Genomic DNA, 19,557 nt, shown 5'->3' with positions numbered 1-19,557 from the left:
CGGGTGCTCACCGCTCTCCGGAACGCAAAGAGCCGCATCGCAGAGCTGGAGGCAAGGGCGCACGAGCCGATCGCCGTCGTCGGTATCGGTTGCAGGTTCCCCGGCGGGCGGAGCCCGGAGACGTTCTGGGCCACGATGGCCGCCGGCGCCGACATGATCCGCGAGGTGCCGGAGAGCCGTCTGCTCGGTCCCTGGCCCGAGGGCGTGCCGCGGTGGGCGGGGCTGCTCGACGACGAGCCCGATCGATTCGACGCTGCGTTCTTTGGCATCTCGCCGCGCGAGGCGCAGAGCCTCGATCCCCAGCAACGCTTGCTGCTCGAAGTGAGCTGGGAGGCGCTCGAAAACGCTGGATTCGTCCCTGAACGATTGCACGGCTCGAGGACGGGCGTGTACGTCGGGTTGTGCTTCACCGATTATCGGCAGCGCTTGCGCCTGCGGCCGATCGAGGAGCGCGACGCGGGAGATTTCACGGGGAACCTCGCCAGCACGGCCGCGGGCAGGCTTTCGTATGTGCTCGGCCTGCGCGGTCCCGCGGTCACGGTGGACACGGCGTGCTCGAGCTCCCTCGTGTCCGTTCATCTCGCGTGCCAGAGCCTGCGGGACGGCGAGATCGATCTCGCGCTCGCGGGCGGGGTCAACCTCATTCTCTCGGAGCGGACGACGGCGGCGGTCGCGCTCTTGCAGGCGCTCTCGCCCGAGGGCCGCTGCAAGACGTTCGACGCATCGGCCAATGGATTCGTGCGTGGCGAGGGCGCCGGCGTCGTCGTCTTGAAGCGCCTCTCCGATGCGCAGCGCGACGGCGACACGATCCTGGCCCTCGTGCGTGGGTCGGCCGTGAATCAAGATGGGCGCTCGACGGGGCTCACGGCGCCGAACGTGCTCGCGCAGGAGGCGCTGCTCCGCGACGCCTTGCGCAATGCGCGCGTCGAGCCGCACGAGGTGGGCTTCATCGAATGCCACGGCACGGGGACGTCCCTCGGTGATCCCATCGAGACGGACGCGATCCGCAGCGTCTTCGGCGCGGAGCGAAAGGATGGATCGCGGCTGTGGCTCGGGGCGCTCAAGACGAACATCGGGCATCTCGAAGCGGCCGCGGGGATCGCCGGGTTCATCAAGGTCGTGCTCGCCCTCGGTCAGCGCCGGCTGCCCCCCAATTTGCACCTGCGCCACCTGAATCCGCGTGTCCGGATCGCGGGGACGCCTCTTGCGCCCCTCGCCGAATCGATCCCCTGGTCGCCCGTGGGCAACCGCAGGCTCGGCGGGGTGTCCTCGTTCGGATTGAGCGGCACGAATGCCCACGTCCTCCTCGAGGAGGCCCCCGCCAAAGCCGACGCGGGCCGCGCGAAGGAGCCCGCGTGGCTGCCTTTCCTCGTTTCGGGGCGGAGCGCTGCGGCGCTGAAGGCGCAGGCCGCGCGGCTCGGTGAGCACGTCGAGGCGCACCCGGCGTCGAGCCTGACCGACGTCGCGTATTCGCTCGCGACGCGCCGCACCCATTTCGAGCACAGGGCGGTCGTGATCGCGGAGGACCGTCGTTCGCTGGGTGATGCGCTCTCGGCCCTCGCGCGGGGCGAGCGCTCGCCGGGCCTCGTCTCCGATCAACGTCGCCGCGCAGGAAAGCTCGCGCTGCTATTCACCGGGCAGGGCAGCCAGTACGCCGGCATGGGGCGGGCGCTCTACGAGACGTATCCCGTGTATCGCGAGACGTTCGACGCCGTGTGCAGCCGCTTCGATGGGCTGCTCGACGAGCCGCTCTCGGCGCTCGTCCTCGCGAACGACGCGCCCGGGGATCGCGGCGCGCTGCACAGGACGCAATACACGCAGCCGGCGCTGTTCGCGCTGGAGGTTTCGCTTTACGCGCTGCTCGCGTCGTGGGGCGTGAAGCCCGACGTGCTCGCCGGACACTCCATCGGCGAGATCGTCGCCGCGCACGTCGCGGGGGTGTTTTCCCTCGACGATGCCTGCGCGCTCGTCGCCGCGCGGGCGCGTCTCATGGGTGCGCTGCCCGAAGGAGGCGCCATGGTCGCATTGCAGGCGACCGAGCAGGAGGTCCTCGCGTGGCTCCCGGCGCACGGCGGCCGCGTGGACATCGCGGCGCAGAATGGCCCCGAGGCCACCGTCATCGCCGGGGACGAAGACGCCGTGCTCGCCGTCGAGGCGATCGTGCGCGCCATGGGGCGTAAAACGACACGGCTCTCGGTCTCGCACGCCTTCCATTCGCCTCGCATGGACGCGATGCTCGAAGCCTTCCGTCGCGCCGTGCGTGGCCTCGAATTTCGAGCCCCTCGGATCCCCCTCGTCTCGAACGTGACGGGGAAACGTGCGACCGCCGAAGAGCTTTGCAGCGCCGAATACTGGGTCGCGCACGCGAGGCGCGCCGTGCGGTGGCACGACGGCATGCGAACGTTGGAGGCCGAAGGGGTGGGGACGTACCTCGAGCTCGGCCCGCAGGGCGTCTTGAGCGGGCTCGGCCCTGCCTGTTTGTCCGAGGAAGGGGAGGAGAGCGCGGCGGCGTTTTTTCCGGCGCTCCGCAAGAACGCCGATGGGGTGCAGACCTTGCTTTCGGCGCTCGCGGGGCTCTTCGCCCGCGGCGTCGACGTGGACTGGGCGGCGTTTTTTGCGCCGCTCTCCGCGCGCCCCGTCGCTCTGCCCACGTACGCATTCCAGCGCGAGCGATACTGGCTGGAGGGGACCGCGGCGCAGGACCTCCCGCGCGGGAGCGCGCATTCGCTCGACGAGGCGGGTTTCTGGGAGGCGGTCGAGCGCGGCGATTTCGGGCGTGTTTCGGCCGTCCTCGGGGTGGACGACGGCGGCGAGCGCTTGGCGCTCGATACGACGGTCTCCGTCCTGTCGAGGTGGCGGCAAAGGCTCCGCGAGCAGTCCGCGCTCGATTCCCTCCGATACAGAATTGAATGGAAGCCCCTCGATCCCCCGGAGGTGCGGGCCCTCGAAGGCACGTGCTGGCTCGTCCTCGGGGAGCACGAACGGGCGTGCTCCGTCGAGACGATCCTTCGTGAAGCGCTGGAGGAGCGGGGCGTTCGTGTCGAGAGCATCGTGCTCTCCGACGCGGATGCCGATCGCGAACGGATCGCCGCGAGCTTGCGCGCGGGCCGGTCCGACGCGGCGCCGCCGCGGGCGGTGTTCTCGCTGCTCTCGCTCGACGAGCGGCCTGCGTTCGGCGAGGCCGCCCTCTCGCTCGGGTCGATTCGTGCGCTCGCCCTCGCGCAAGCGCTCGGAGACATCGGGCTCGAAGCGCCACTCTTTTTCGTGACGAGCGGAGCCGTCAGCATCGGCCGATCGGATCGGTTGATGCACCCGGTGCAGGCCCTCTCGTGGGGGCTCGGGCGTGTGTTTGCCCTGGAACATCCCGAGCGCTGGGGTGGGCTCGTCGACATCGCCGGCCCGCTCGACGCTGCAGGACGCGCGCGCCTCGTGGCCGCGTTGTTCGGCAGCGGAGGCGAGGATCAGATCGCCGTGCGTCGGAGCGCAACCTATGCGTGCCGGCTCGGCCGCGCGCCTCGCCAGGACGAGGCGGAGAGGCCTGCGTTTCGTCCGCGCGGGACCGTCCTCGTCACGGGAGGGACCGGCTCGATCGGCAGCGAGGTGGGGCGGTGGCTCGCGAGGCTCGGCGCCGAGCACATCGTGCTCACGAGCCGCCGCGGAGCGGATGCCCCGGGCGCGCGCGAGCTCGGCGCGGAGCTCGAGGCGCTCGGCGCGAAGGTGACCCTCGTTGCTTGTGACGTCGCCGAGCGCGCGGAGGTCGACGCGCTCGTCCGGCGTCTCGACGCGGAGCAGACGCCCATCCGCTCCGTGTTTCACGCGGCAGGCGTCACGAACGACACAGCGTTTGCAGAGACGAACGCGGAGGAGCTCCGGCGGATCGTCGCGGGCAAGGCGGCGGGCGCGTGGCATCTGCACGAGGCGCTCGCTGCGGCTCCACTCGACGCGTTCGTCGTGTTCTCTTCGGTCGCCGGTGTTCTCGGGAACGGTCATCAGGGCGCGTACGCCGCCGCGAACGCGTTTCTCGATGCGCTCGTCGAGCACCGCGTGGGGAGTGGCCTCACGGGCCTCTCCATCGCGTGGGGCATGTGGGGCGGCGCGGGCATGGCCGCCGAGGCCTCCGTGCAAGAGCACCTCCGCCGCCGCGGCTTCCGCGCCATGGCGCCGGTTGACGCGCTGCGCGCGATGCAACGTTCGCTCGAGCATGGCGAGTCCGCCATCGTCGTCGCCGACATCGATTGGTCGCGGTTCGCTCCGTGGTTCGCGGCCGCACGCCCGCGTGCGCTCCTCGCCGGCATGCCCGAGGCGTCGGCGGCGATGGATGCTCCTTCGACGTCCGCCGCCAGCGCGAGCGCCGCGGGGGATCTGCTGCTCGAGCTCCGCTCCGTTGGAGAACATGAACGCAAGGCGCGGCTCGTCTCGTTGGTGCTCCAAGAAACGGCGATCGTCCTCGGGCACAAGAGCGCGCAGCGGCTCGACCCGCTGTCGGGCTTCATGGATCTCGGGCTCGACTCGCTCATGGCGGTCGGTCTCCGGCAGCGGCTTCGTCGCGCGACGGGGGTGAGCTTGCCCGCGACGCTGGCGTTCGACCATCCGTCGCCGGACCACGTCGCCCGATTCTTGTTGGACAAACTATCGGACGCGCTTGGTGCGCCCCGTCGCGTGCTCGCCGACGCTGCGGAGGTCCGCACGACGCCGAGGGCCGACGACGAGCCGATCGCCATCGTGGGTGTCGGGCTCGACCTGCCCGGTGGCAGCGTCGATCTTTCGACCCTCTTCGGTGTCCTGTCGCGCGCCGAGGATACCCTCGCGTCGGTCCCGACGAACCGGTGGGGGCTCGAAGGGTTTTACGATCCCGATCCGGACGCGATCGGCAAGAGCTACGTGAAGGAGGCCGCGTTCGTCGAGCGGGTCGATCGGTTCGACGCGGCGTTCTTCGGCCTGAGCCCGCGCGAGGCGAAGAGCCTCGATCCCCAGCACCGGCTCCTGCTCGAAGCAACGTGGCGAGCGCTGGAGGATGCCGGCGTAAAACCGTTCGACCTTAAAGATTCGCGCACCGGCGTCTTCGTCGGGATGGGGCCGAGCGAGTACGAGCGGCTCCAGGACGGTGTGCAGAACGCGGACGCGCACGCGCTCCTCGGGACGCACGCATCGTTCGCCGCGGGACGCATCGCGTTCATCCTGGGGCTTCAGGGGCCAGCGCTTTCGGTGGACACGGCGTGCTCGTCGTCGCTCGTGGCGCTCCATCTCGCGTGCCGCGCGTTGCGGAGCGGCGAGTGCGACGTCGCGCTCGCCGCGGGCGTGCAGGTGATGGCTGCGCCGGAGAGCTTCGTCTTGTTGTCGCGCACGCGCGCGCTCGCGCCCGACGGTCGCAGCAAGCCGTTCTCCGCGAAGGCCGATGGATACGGCCGCGGCGAGGGCGTCGTGGTGCTCGCCCTGGAGCGGCTCTCGGACGCGCGCGAGCATGGCAGGACGATCCTCGCGGTCGTCCGCGGGAGCGCCGTCAACCATGACGGCGCGAGCAGCGCGCTGACCGCGCCGAACGGCACCTCCCAGCAGAAGGTGCTGCGCGCCGCGCTCGAGGACGCAGGGCTCTCGCCCGCGGACATCGACGTCGTCGAGTGCCACGGAACGGGGACCTCGCTCGGGGATCCGATCGAGGTCCAGGCGCTCTCCGCGGTGTATGGCCAGGGACGTCCCAAGGAGCAGCCGCTCCTCCTCGGGGCCGTCAAATCGAACCTCGGGCACCTCGAATCCGCCGCCGGTCTCGCGGGTGTCGCGAAGGTCCTCTCGGCCTTGCGCCATGACGCACTGCCGCCGACGTTGCACACGACGCCGCGCAATCCTCACATCGACTGGGATGCGCTCCCCGTTCGTGTGACCGATGCCCTCACACCGTGGCCGCGACGCACCGAGGGGCGTCCGCGCAGGGCCGCCGTCTCGGCGTTTGGCCTGAGCGGCACGAACGCTCATGTGATCCTCGAAGAGCCTCCCGCCGAAGACGTGCCCGCGCTCCGCGCGGCCGTCGCGGACGTTGCGCCGCTTCCCTTCTTGATCTCCGGCGCGAGTGTCGAAGCTTTGCGCGCGCAGGCCGCGCGACTCGGCGAGCACCTCGCGACACGACAGGACGAACCGCTCCTCGACGTCGCACACTCGCTGGCGAACAGCCGTACGCATTTCGCCTACAGGGCCGCGGTGGTGGCCGAGGACCGCGACGCGCTCGTCGGCACGCTCGGAGCGATCGCGCGCGCGGAGCGGCCGGCGGGCGTCACGTTCGGGGACAGCCGCCGGGCGGGGAAGCTCGCCGTCCTCTTCACGGGGCAGGGCAGCCAGCACGCGGGCATGGGCAAGCAGCTCTACGAGGCGTACCCGGTGTTCCGGGACGCGTTCGATGCATGCGCGGCCTTCTTCGATCGGAGCCTCGATCGCCCGCTGCGCGAGGTGCTCTTCGCGCCGGAGGGGTCCGCGGACGCCGCGCGACTCGATCAGACCGCGTTCGCCCAGCCCGCGCTGTTCGCCGTCGAGGTTGCGCTCTACAGGCTCGTCTCTTCCTGGGGTGTTCGTCCGGACCTGCTCTCCGGTCATTCGATCGGCGAGCTCTCCGCCGCTCACGTCGCGGGCGTGTTCTCGCTCGAGGACGCATGCACGATCGTCGCGGCGCGGGGGCGGCTCATGCAAGAGCTGCCCGCCGGCGGCGCCATGATCGCGCTTCAGGCGTCCGAGGCCGAGGTGCTGCCCTGGCTCGACGCGCATGGCGGTCGTGTCGACATCGCAGCGCTCAACGGGCCGATGTCGACGGTGATCGCAGGCGACGAGGACGCCGTGACGGCCGTCGCCGAACGAGCGATCGCCCTCGGGCGAAAGACGACACGCCTCGTCGTCTCGCATGCGTTCCATTCGCCCCGGATCGCCCCGATGCTCGACGCCTTCCGCCGCGTTCTCCAGGGCGTGCGCGCGAACCGGCCCACCCTCCCGATCATCTCCAACGTGACGGGCAAGCTCGCGACCGACGAGGAGCTTTGCAACCCCGAGTACTGGGTTCGTCACGTCCGCCACGTCGTCCGTTGGTTCGAAGGCGTACGGTCGCTCGAAGCGGCTGGCGTGACGAACTTCCTCGAGCTCGGGCCCAAAGGAACGCTCTCCGGCCTGGGGCCGGATTGTCTTCTCGACGGCGCCGACGAGCGCGTCGTGTTCATCCCAGCGCTTCGCAGAGGCACGCCGGAGACGCGTGCGCTCGCCGCAGCGCTCGGCGGGATTTTTGCGCGCGGTAGCCTCGTCGACTGGCAGGCGTTTTTCGCGCCGTACGCGCCGCGCCGCGTCGTGCTCCCGACGTACGCGTTCCAGCACGATCGGTACTGGCTCACCACACCGTCACGCGCGCTTGCAGCGAGTGGCGCCGGTGAGCCCTCTGCTGTCGAGGCGCGCTTCTGGGACGCCGTCGAGAGCGAGGATGCCGACGCGGTCCATGCCTTGCTGGGGGTCGACGAGGCCACGCAGCAGGCGTCGCTCGCGGCCGCGTTGCCATCGCTCCGACGGTGGCGTCGCACGCAAGCGGAGAAGGACGCGGCGCTCGCGCTTCGTTACCACGTGACGTGGAAGCCGCTGCCCGATGCCGGCCCGAGCGAAACACGAGGGACGTGGCTCGTGGTCGTGGGCGACGAAGGCGCGCGATCTTCCCTCGCCGAGGCGGTGGAGCGCGCGCTCCGCGAGCACGGCGGCGAGGTGGTTCGTTTGGTCCTCGGGGACGGCGACGTGGATCGACGCACGCTCTCCGCGCGCATCACGGAGGTGAGCTCCGCGGGCGTCGTGTTTGCCGGCGTCGTCTCGCTCCTGAGCCTCGACGAGGCGCCTTCCGAGGGGCAGGCGGCGATGCCGCGGGGGCTCGTGAGGACGCTCTCGCTCGCGCAGGCGCTCCTCGACGTGAGTGTGCAGGCGCCGCTGTGGGTCGTCACGTCGGGCGCGGTTCGTGTGGGGCGCTCCGATCGATGCGAACGTCCGCTCGGAGCGCTCTCGTGGGGGCTCGGGCGCGTCTTTGGGCTCGAGCATCCCGAGCGCTGGGGAGGGCTCGTGGATGTGGCGGGGCCGCTCGACGAGCGAGGGCGCGCGCGGCTCGCGGGGGCGTTGGTCGCACAGAACGGCGAGACGGAGATCGCGTTGCGATCGAGCGGCCGTTATGCGCGCCGGATCACGCGCGCATCTCGCGAGGACGACACGAGCCGCTCGTCGTACGAGCCGCGCGGGACGATCCTGATCACCGGCGGCACGGGCGCGCTCGGCGCCGAGGTGGCGCGCTGGCTCGCGAAGCGTGGCGCGACGCACCTCGTGCTCGCGAGCCGTCGCGGCGGAGAGGCGCCCGGCGCGGCGGAGCTCGCAGCGGAGCTCGGCGCGCTCGGCACGCGCGTGACGCTCGCTGCGTGCGACGTCGCCGATCGCGGCTCGGTGGCGGCGCTCGTCGAAGCGCTCGATGCAGCGGGTTCGTCGATCCGCGCCGTCTTCCACACGGCCGGGGTCGTGAAGCTCGCGCCGTTCGCGGCGGTGGCGTCGGCGGAGCTCGCGAGCATCGTCTCTGGCAAGGCCGCGGGGGCGTTGCACCTGCACGAGCTTCTCTCGGAGAGGGCGCTCGATGCGTTCGTCGTGTTCTCCTCGATTGCCGGTGTATGGGGGAGCGCGCATCAAGCTGCGTACGCGGCGGCAAACACGTTCCTCGACGCGCTGATGGAGCACCGCCGCCAGCGAGGTTTGGCAGGGACGTCCATTGCGTGGGGAATGTGGGACGGGAGCGGGATGGCGTCCGACGAGGCCGCGCGGAGCTTCATGGAGCGCCGGGGGGTGCGGCCGATGGCGCCGCCGCTGGCGCTCTTCTGCCTCGATCGGGCGCTCCGCTCGGACGATGCTGCCGTCACGGTGGCCGACATCGATTGGCCGGTGTTCGCGCCGTTGTTCGCGGCCGCGCGCACGCGCGCATGGCTCGACGATCTGCCGGACGCGCGCGCAGCGCTCGCGACGGAGCCTGCACGCGGGACTGCGAGCGACGAGCCGTCTGTGCTTTGCGCGGCGCTCCGTCCGCTCCCCGCGCACGAGCGTGTCGAGCGGATGGTTCGCCTCGTGCTCGTCGAGACGGCGGCCGTGCTCGGCCACGCCGACGCGGAGGCCCTCGATACGCGCGCCGGCTTCATGGATCTCGGCGTCGACTCGCTCATGGCCGTCGAGCTGCGACGCAGGCTCAGGTTGGTCACGGGCCTTCCGCTCCCCGTCACGCTGACCTTCGATCATCCGTCGCCCCATCACGTCGCCCTCTTCCTGCTGGATGGCCTCGCTGCGTCGCTCGGACAAACGGCCCCACAGGCCGTGGACGCGACCGCGGAGACGGTCTCGTCGTCGAATGACGAGCCCATTGCGATCATCGGGATCGGGCTCCGACTGCCGGGCGGTGGTGTGGACCTCTCGACGTTTTTCCGCTTCCTCGCCGCGGGGGACGACGCCGTCGCGCAGATCCCCGCCGATCGCTGGGACGTCGGGGCGTTTTACGATCCAAACCCGGAGCAGAGCGGCAAGAGCTACGTCCGGGAGGCCGCGCTGCTCGACCGGATCGACCTCTTCGACGCATCGTTCTTCGGGATCAGCCCGCGTGAGGCGAAGAACATCGATCCGCAGCACCGGCTCCTGCTCGAGGCCTCGTGGGAGGCGCTCGAGGACGCGGGACGGCGGCCGGGGGAGCTCAAGGACTCGAAGACGGGTGTCTTCGTCGGCATCGGAGCCGGCGATTACGGCCTGCTCCACGCAGGCGCTCCCGACGTGGAGGCTTATACCGTCCTCGGGACGAACGCGTGCTTCGCTGCCGGCCGTGTCGCGTTCACCCTCGGATTGCAGGGGCCCGCGTTGTCGGTGGACACCGCGTGCTCGTCCTCCCTCGTCGCCCTCCATCTCGCCTGCCGAGCGCTGCGCAACGGCGAATGCGACACGGCGCTCGCGGCCGGCGTGCAGGTGATCGCCGCGCCCGAGCCGTTCGTTCTCCTCTCCCGCACACGCGCGCTCGCGCCCGACGGCCGCTCGAAGACGTTCTCCGCGGCCGCGGATGGTTATGGCCGCGGCGAGGGCGTCGTCGTCCTCGCGCTTGAGCGCCTCGCCGACGCGCGGCGGCACGGCAGGAACATCCTCGCCGTCCTTCGCGGCAGCGCGGTCAATCATGACGGCGCGAGCAGCGGCATCACGGCGCCGAATGGGACCTCGCAGCAAAAGGTACTCCGCGCCGCGCTCGACGACGCTCGCCTCGCGCCTTCGGACGTCGACGTCATCGAATGCCACGGCACGGGTACGTCGCTCGGCGATCCCATCGAGGTCCAGGCGCTCTCCGCCGTGTATGGCGCGGGGCGCTCCAAGGAGGAGCCGCTCCTCCTCGGCGCCGTCAAGACGAACGTCGGCCACCTCGAGTCTGCCGCGGGCATCACGGGCGTCGTCAAGATGATCGCCGCGCTTCGTCATGGCGTGTTGCCACCCACGCTCCACACGACGCCGCGAAACCCCCATATCGACTGGGATTCTCTCCCGGTCCGCGTCGTGGATACCCTCACGCCTTGGCCGCGGCGCGCCGATGGGCGTCCCCGCAGGGCCGCCGTCTCGGCCTTTGGCCTCAGCGGCACCAATGCGCACGTCATTCTGGAGGAGCCTCCCGCCGAGGAGCTCCCGCCCGCGCCCGCGTCCTCGAAGGCCTCGCGGCCGCTTCCCTTGCTGCTCTCGGGCAAGACGCTGGGGGCGCTGCAAGAGCAGGCCGCGCGGCTCCGTGATCACGTCGAGGCCCATCCGGAGCTCGCGCTCGCCGACGTCGCCCATTCTCTCGCGAACGGCCGCACCCATTTCGAGTACAGGGCCGCGGTCGTCGCAGAAGAGCGGAGCACCCTCGTCGAGACGCTCGGAGCCATCGCGCGCGCCGAGCGCCCGGCGGGCGTGACGTTCGGGGAGCATCGAAAGCCTCGCAAGCTCGCATTCCTCTTCACGGGCCAGGGCAGCCAGCACCCCCGCATGGGCAAGCAGCTCTCCGAAGCCCATCCCGTGTTCCGGGATGCGCTCGAGGCCTGCTGCGCGCATTTCGATACCTTGCTCGACCGCCCGCTCCTCGACGTGCTTTTCGCTCCGGAAGGCTCCACCGACGCGGCGCTGCTCGATCAGACCCTTTACACGCAGCCGGCCCTCTTTGCCCTCGAGGTCGCCCTCCACGCGCTCGTCACCTCCTGGGGGCTCCGGCCCGACGTTCTTTGGGGCCACTCCATCGGCGAGATCGTCGCGGCGCACGTCGCGGGCGTGATGACGCTCGAAGATGCCTGCGCCGTCGTCGCCGCCCGCGCCAGGCTCATGCAAGAGCTCCCGCCCGGCGGCGCGATGATCTCTTTGCAGGCCTCCGAGGCCGAGGTCCTCCCTCTCCTCGTCGAGCATCAGGGGCGCGTCGACATCGCTTCGCTCAATGGCCCCGCCGCCACCGTCATCGCGGGCGACGAGGACGCGGCGCTCGCCATCGCTGCAAAGGTGACGGCCCTCGGACGCAAGGCCACGCGCCTCGCCGTCTCCCACGCATTCCACTCTCCGCGAATGGCCCCCATGCTCGACGCTTTCCAGCGCGTCGTGGAGGGCATTCGCCTCGCGCCCCCGTCCCTTCCCATCATCTCCGACGTCACGGGCAAACGAGCCACCGAGGAGGAACTCACGAGCCCGGCATACTGGGTTCGTCACGTACGCCACGCCGTCCGATGGCTCGACGGCATGAAGACCCTCGAGGCCGACGGCGTATCGAGCTTCCTCGAGCTCGGCCCGCGCGGCGTCCTGTGCGGGCTCGGTCCGGATTGCCTGTCCGCCGACGCGGGCGCGCGGGCCACATTTTTCCCGGCGCTCCGCAAGGACACCTCCGAGACGCGCTCGCTCGTCGCGGCGCTCGCCGGCCTCTTCGTCCATGGCCACGCCGTCGACTGGCAGGCCTTCTTCGCGCCGATCTCGCGGCGCCTCGTCGCCCTCCCGACGTATGCATTCCAGCGCGAGCGCCACTGGATCGAAAGGCCCCGGGGCAGGCTCACGAGCCTCGGAGCCCCCGCGGGCCGATACCCTCTCTCCGGCGTTCGCACCGACCTCCCCGATGGCTCCGTCCTCCATACCGTCGACATCGGGCCGGGCGTGCAGCCGTACCTCACCGATCATGTCGTGTACGGCCGTATCGTCATTGCGGGTGCGTTTTACCTAACCATCCTGCTCGCCATCGCGGAATCGCATTACCCCGACCAGGCCATCGAGCTGCGGCAGGTGCATTTCGCGCGGGTCCTCGCGTTCGCGCACGCGAGCGAGCACGTGACGCTGCATGTCCAGCTCACGCGTCTCGGCGGGGACGCTCCGGGCTTTTCGGTCGTCGTGTGCACCCGGAAGGACGACGAATGGACGACGCACGTCACGGCCGTCCTCGCGCCCGTCGCTCCGAGCGCCGTGTCGCCGCGCGCGAACCTGTCACCGCCGTCCGGCGACGCCACGCCCGACGAGGTTTCCCGGCTCGACGCGATGCTCCGCACGGCCAGCGTCGAATTCGGCGCGCGATGGTGGTGGCTCCGCAGGCTCGACGCCACGCGCGACAGGGTCGGCCTCGGCCGGTTCGAGGCCCCCGAAGGCGTCCCGAGCGACGACGCGCCCCTGCCCGGAGGCCTCGTCGACAACGGGTTCGCGTTCGCGCAATGGATCGCGACACTTAGCGCAGAAGGCCGGAGCATCACGCGCTTGCCGTTCGCCGTCGACCGGTTCGTCTGGTACGGACGCCGCGCCGTGCCGACGTGGGTCGAGCACGCGATCCTCACCGAAAATCCGGCCGAAGCAGAGGTTTGTCGAGCCAACCTCACATTCTGGGACGCCGAAGGCGCGCCGGTCGCCCACATCGACGGCTTCACGAATCGCCGCGCGCCGGAGGAGCGTCTCCTCGCCGGAGCGACGAGCCGAGACCTCTTCGTCGTTTCCTGGGTCGAGCCGCAGGCCCCGGCGCACCCGCCGCGCCCGGCGCCGGCCTCGATCGCGCTGCTCGGCGCGGTAGACCCTGCGGAACAGGCGCGGCTCTCGCGCGCATTCGACCACGTTTCGCATTACGTCGACGTCGATTCGCTCCGCGCTGCCCTCGATCAGGGAGGCGACCTCCCGCGGCACCTCCTCTTCTGCGTCGAAGCACGGCCCGAGACGGATGTCGACGTCGCCGCCGAGGCTCATGCCGCGACAAACCGCGCCGTCGTGTGGCTCCAGGCGATCCTCGCCGACGCGCGCCTCGCGGAGCACACGCTCGTGGTCCTCACGAAACGCGCCGTCGCGGCGCAGCCCGACGAGGACGTGCTCGACCTCGCGCATGCGCCGCTCTGGGGGCTCGTCAGGACCGCGCGGATCGAGCACCCCGATCGTGTGCTCGCGATCGTCGACATCGACGAGAGTGAGCCGTCCCTGCGCGCCTTGCCTGCCGCGCTCTCCACGGGCGAAATCGAGTTTGTCCTGCGCGACGGTGTGATCCGGCTCCCGCGCCTTGCCCGCGCGAGCGCCCCGCGCGACCTCGCGCCCATTTCTTTCCCTCCTGGCGGAACGGTGCTCGTGACCGGCGGCACGGGCGCGCTCGGGGCCGAGGTCGCCCGTCATCTCGTGGAAAAACGCGGCGTCGACCGCCTCCTGCTCGTGTCGCAGAGAGGCCCGGAGGCCAAGGGCGCAGGCGCGCTGCTCGAGGCCCTTCGCGCGGCCGGCGCCGTCGTCACGCTCGTCGCTTGCGACGTCTCCGATCGTCATGCCTTGAAGGCGCTCCTCGACGGAATTCCGGACGAACACCCGCTCACCGCGGTCATTCATACCGCCGGGGTGCTCGACGACGGCGTGCTCCTCTCGCTGACGCCGGAGCGCACGAGCCGCGTCCTCCGCCCGAAGGTCGACGCGGCCCTCGCGCTGCACGAGCTGACGCTCGGGCATGAGCTTTCGGCGTTCGTCGTCTTCTCCTCGCTCACCGGGCTGCTCGGCAATGCCGGGCAAGCGAGTTATGCCGCCGCGAATACCTTCCTCGACGCGCTCGCGGCGCGGCGTCGGGCCTCCGGACGAAGGGCTGTCTCCCTCGCCTACGGGCCGTGGGCCGAGGGCGGCATGGCGGCGCGGCTCTCCACGGCGGATCGGGAGCGCATGCGCCGGCGGGGTTTTTCGCTTCTCTCCAAGGAAGAGGGGCTCGCCCTGCTCGACGCGGCCCTTGGCTGGGACGCGCCCCTCGTCGTCGGCGCGCACATCGATGTCGCCGCGAGCGGCGCGCAAGCCGATGGCATTCCGGAGATGTTGCGGGGCCTCGTTCGCGCGGCCCCGCGTCGCAATGCCGCATCCGAAGCCTCCGCCGCCCCCACGGCGATCAAGCAGCGCCTCGTTTCGTTGTCGGAGCCGGAGCGCGAGCGTGTCCTCGTCGAGCTCGTCCGGAAGGAAGCCGCGGCCGTCCTCGGCGCGAAGAGCCAGGCCGTCGATCCGGATCGCCCGCTCCAGGACCTCGGGCTCGATTCGTTGATGGCCATCGAGCTGCGCAATCGTCTCGGCGCGGAGACCGGGCTGCGTTTGCCGGCCACGCTGCTCTTCGATCATCCGACGCCCACGGCCCTCGCGAAGCTCCTCCGCTCGGAGATCCTGGGCGAAGAAGAGGCCGTCGCCCCCGTGGTCGCGCCGTCCCCCGCAGCGGGGACGACGGGCGAGCACGAGCCCATTGCGATCATCGGTATCGGTTGTCGTTATCCCGGCGGCGTCGAGAGCCCGGAGGACCTCTGGCGGCTCGTGCGCGAGGGCACGGACGCCATCGGCCCGTTCCCGAGCGATCGAGGCTGGGACGTGGACGCGGTCTACGATCCCGATCCCGAAGCGAAGGGCAAAATCTACGTCCGGGAGGGAGGGTTCCTCCGGCGACCGGATCTCTTCGATCCAGGGTTTTTCGGGTTGAGCCCGCGCGAGGCAATCTATCTGGATCCGCAGCAGCGTCTCATGCTCGAGACGAGCCAGGAGGCGATCGAGCGCGCCGGGATCGACGTCACCTCGCTGAACGAGAGCCCGACCGGCGTCTTCGTGGGCGTTTGCTACAACGATTACGAGCTCATCGTGCCAGGCCCGCGCGAGGCCGAGGACGCGTATCCGGCGATGGGCACGTCGACGGCGATCGCCTCGGGGCGAATCGCGTACACGTTCGGCCTGCAAGGGCCGACCGTGACGGTCGACACGGCGTGCAGCTCCTCGCTCGTGGCCATCCACCTCGCCTGCCAGGCGCTGCGAAATGGCGAGTGCTCCCTGGCCCTCGCGGGGGGCGCGACGGTGTTCGCCACGCCCGAGCCTCTCCTCGTGTTCGCTCGCATGAAGGCGCTGTCGCCGGACGGGCGCTGCCGCGCGTTCTCGGCCGACGCGAATGGCGCGGGATGGGGCGAGGGCGCGGGCATGTTGCTGCTCGAACGGCTCTCGGATGCGATTCGGAACAATCATCCCATTCTGGCGCTCGTCCGCAGCTCCGCATTGAACCAAGACGGACGGAGCCAGGGCCTCACGGCTCCCAATGGTCCTTCCCAGCGCCGCGTCATCCGTCAGGCGCTCGCCGCCGCGAAGCTCTCGCCCGGGGAGATCGACGCCATCGAGGCCCATGGAACGGGCACGCCCCTCGGCGATCCCATCGAGGCCGAGGCGCTACTCGGTGTGTACGGGCGGAGCCATTCGAGCGAAGCGCCCCTCTGGCTCGGCACGCTCAAGTCGAACATCGGCCATACCCAGGCCGCCGCGGGCGTGGGCGGGGTCATCAAGATGGTCCTCGCCATGCAAAACGACCTCCTGCCGAGGACGTTGCACGCCGATCCGCTCTCGCAGCACATCGATTGGTCCTCGGGGTCTTTGCGCATCCTCGCCGAGGCGGTTCCCTGGAAACGCAATGGGCGGCCCCGCCGCGCGGGTGTGTCTTCCTTCGGCGTGAGCGGCACGAATGCGCACGTGATCATCGAGGAGGCGCCGTTCGGATACGAGACCGCGCCTCTCCCTGCGACGGCGCCGTCACGCTCGCTCGTCCTGCCCCTCTCGGGCAAGACGGAGCGGGCGCTGCGCATGCAGGCCGAGCGGCTCGCCGGCCACCTCGCGTCGCACCCCGAGATGGACCTCGCGGACGTGGCATTCTCGCTCGCGACGACCCGCGCCCACCTCGAGCACCGCGCCGCGATCGTGGCGCGCGAGCGGGAGAGCGCGCGCGAGGCGCTCGACGCGCTCGCCGCGGGGCGGCCCGACCGCCGGGCCGTGCAAGGGCGCGCGGCGGGCTCGGGCCGGGTCGTCTTCGTGTTCCCGGGGCAAGGATCACAATGGGCCGGGATGGCCGTGCCGCTCCTCGAAACGTCCGACGTTTTCCGCGCGTCCATCGAGGCGTGCGAGCGTGCCCTCGCCCCGCATGTCGATTGGTCGCTCGGGCAGGTCCTCCGCGGCGAGGCAGGGGCGCCGTCGATGGATCGAATGGACGTCGTCCAGCCCGTCCTGTTTGCCGTGATGGTATCGCTCGCCGCCTTGTGGCGCTCGTTTGGCGTCGAGCCGGACGCCGTCGTCGGGCATAGCCAGGGGGAAATGGCGGCCGCGTACGTCGCGGGGGGCCTCTCCCTCGAAGACGCCGCGCGGGTCGTGGCATTGCGCAGCCGCGCGCTCATGAAGGTGGCAGGGCGCGGGGCCATGGCGTCCGTGGAGCTCCCCGTGAGCGCGCTCGCCGAGCGGCTCCATCGTCATGGCGGGCTCGTCGAGGTGGCCGCCATCAATGGTCCGACTTCGACGGTGGTGTCGGGCGAAACGGCGGCGATCGACGCGCTGCTCGCCGAGCTTGAAAAAGACAGCATCTTCGCTCGCAAGGTGCGCGTCGATTTCGCCTCCCATTGCGCGCAGGTGGATCCGCTCCGCGAGGAGCTCCTCGAGGCGCTCGCGCCCATTTCACCACGGCGACCGACCCTTCCCTTCCATTCGACGGTGGACGTGGGCGCGCCCTCGGAGGGCATGTTCGATGCGGCGTACTGGTATCGAAATCTGCGCTCCACGGTGCGGTTTGCCGAGGCGACGCGGCTCTTGCTCGACACGGGGCATCGGGTCTTCATCGAGGTGAGTCCTCATCCCGTCCTCAACCTGTCCTTGCAGGCGAGCCTCGATGCCGCCGAGGAGGTCGGGGTCGTCATCGGCACCTTGCAACGCGAGGAGGGAGGGTTCGACCGGATGCTGTCGGCCTTCGCGGAGCTCCACGCGCAGGGGGTTGCCGTGGATTGGGCCCGCGTGCTGCCGCCGGCACGTAAAGTCCTTTTGCCGACGTACGCTTTCCAGCGCGAGCGATATTGGTCGAGCGTGCGCGCGGCGCGTGGCGCGGAGGGTGGACCGGCAACGGCGCAGCCCATCGATCAACGCTTCTGGGCGGCCGTCGAGAGGGCGGACGTCGAGGCGCTCGCGGGATCGCTCGGCCTCGTCGACGATTCGCAGCGCGCCTCGCTCGCCGCTGTCTTGCCCGCGCTCTCGACGTTCCACGGCAAGAGCCGTGAACGGGACGCACTCGACGCCTGCCGGTACAGGATTGCATGGAGGCCGTGGACGTCCGATTCGAAGGATCGACTCCAGGGGCGATGGCTGCTCGTCGTCCCGCCGGGCGTCGAAAAGGCACCGCTCGAGGTCGCCGTCGAGCGGGCCCTCGTCGACGGCGGCGCCGAGGTCGTCGTCGTGCGGCTCGCCGACGATGCAATGGATGTCGCGGCCCTCGCCGCGGCGCTCTCGAATGCCATGGGGCAGGGCGCTTCGCCGGGCGGCGTCGTGTCGCTCGTGCCGCAAGACGGCGAGCCACGTGAGGCCGCGCCGGGGCTTCCGCGCTGCGCGGCGTCGGCGTTCACGCTCCTCCAGGCGTTTGTCGAGGCAAAGCTCGACGTTCGGCTCTGGCTCGTGACGAGCGGCGCGGTGAGCACGGGGCCGAATGATCCGCTGCGGGCTCCCGAGCAAGCGCTCGTATGGGGGCTCGGGCGGGCGATTTCGATGGAGCACCCGTCGCGTGTGGGAGGCCTCATCGATGTGGCGAGAGGGCTCGACGGGAGCGTCCTCGCGCGGCTCGTGTCCGTGCTCGGCCACGGCGGCGGCGAGGATCAGTTCGCGCTCCGTTCGGACGGTATTCGTGTCCGTCGCCTTGTCCGCGCGCCGCTCGGGAATGCGACGGCGGCGCGCGCATTCGAGCCGTCCGGCGCCGTGCTCGTGACGGGCGGCACGGGCGCGCTCGGGAGCGAGGTGGCGCGGTGGCTCGCAAAGCACGGCGCCCGTCATCTCGTGCTCACGAGCCGCCGCGGCGGCGACACGCCTGGGGCCGCTTCCCTCGCCGCGGAGCTCGAAGGGCTCGGCGCGCGTGTGACGTTGGCTGCCTGCGACACGCAGGATCGCAGCGCGCTCTCCGCGCTCGTCGATCGCCTCGAATCGGAAGGCACGCCGATCCGCGCTGTCTTCCACGCGGCCGGCGTCTCGCATCAAAAGCCGCTCGTCGAGACGAGCCTCGATGCATTCGCGGGTGCGGTCTCCGGCAAGGCGATCGGCGCGTGGCGGGTGCACGAGGTCTTTGCGGGGAGGCCGCTCGACGTTTTCGTCATGTTCGCCTCCATCGCCGGCGTATGGGGCAGCGCCAATCAGGGCGCGTACGCGGCGGCGAATGCATTCCTCGACGCGCTGGCCGAGCATCGGCGTGGTCTCGGGCTCGCGGGAACGTCCATTGCGTGGGGCTTGTGGGAGGGCCGCGGCATGGGCGCGGACGAGGTCACCCAGGATCGGCTGCGCCGCCTCGGGATCGGAGCCTTGCCGATCGGCCGGGCGCTCCAGGCAATGCAGGAGGCCATCGAGCACGACGAGGCCAACGTCACGGTGGCCGACGTGAACTGGACGCGGTTCGTCCCGTCGTTCACGGCGGCGCGCCCGCGACCGCTGCTCGCCGAGCTTCCGGAAGCGCAAAAGGCCCTCGAAGCGCCCGTGGAAGACCGGCGGGAGGCGGGCTCCGAGCCCGAGCTCCTCACCGAGCTCCAGCCGCTCACGGAGCGAGAGCGGCTCGAGCGTCTCGTCACGCTGGTGCGAAACGTGACGGGATCCGTCCTCGGCCACGCGGACGGCGCCGCGATCGACGCGCGCGCGGGCTTCACGAACCTCGGCCTCGATTCGCTCATGGCGCTCGAACTGCGACGCCGGCTCGAGCGCGCGACGGGCGTCAAGCTCCCGGCGACGCTCGCATTCGATCACCCGTCTCCGCACCGCGCGGCGGCGTTCCTCGCCAAGACGCTCCAGCAAGCCTTGCACGAGGAGAAGAAGCAGGAGCCGAGCGTGAGCGCGAGCGATTTGAGTGACCAGGAGATACGAAAGCTCCTCGGACGGGTATCGATTTCGATGTTGCGAAAGGGAGGCCTCCTCGACGCGCTCTTGTCGCTCGCCGAGCCGGGTCCTGCCGAGGAGGCGCCGAGCGTCGCGGTCACGGACCTCGAGGCATTCGATGACGACGCGCTGATCGCCGCGGCGAGCTCCCTCCTGGAAGAGAAGTAGAATCGC

Annotated in this window: 1 protein-coding gene; it reads left to right on the top strand. The window is 70.7% G+C overall.

What is annotated here, in order from left to right; all coding sequences use genetic code 11:
- The first annotated feature begins 3 nt into the window (after positions 1-3).
- Complete coding sequence (locus QHF84_RS00430; RefSeq protein ID WP_281311113.1) at positions 4-19,551, top strand: type I polyketide synthase; 19,548 nt, start codon at positions 4-6, stop codon at positions 19,549-19,551.
- Positions 19,552-19,557 lie beyond the last annotated feature (6 nt).

Origin of the sequence: Polyangium sp. y55x31, assembly GCF_029946505.1 — a bacterium.
Lineage (GTDB): Bacteria > Myxococcota_A > Polyangia > Polyangiales > Polyangiaceae > Polyangium.
The sequence above is the reverse complement of the archived record's forward strand: the minus strand, read 5'-3'. Positions and strand labels throughout refer to the sequence as shown.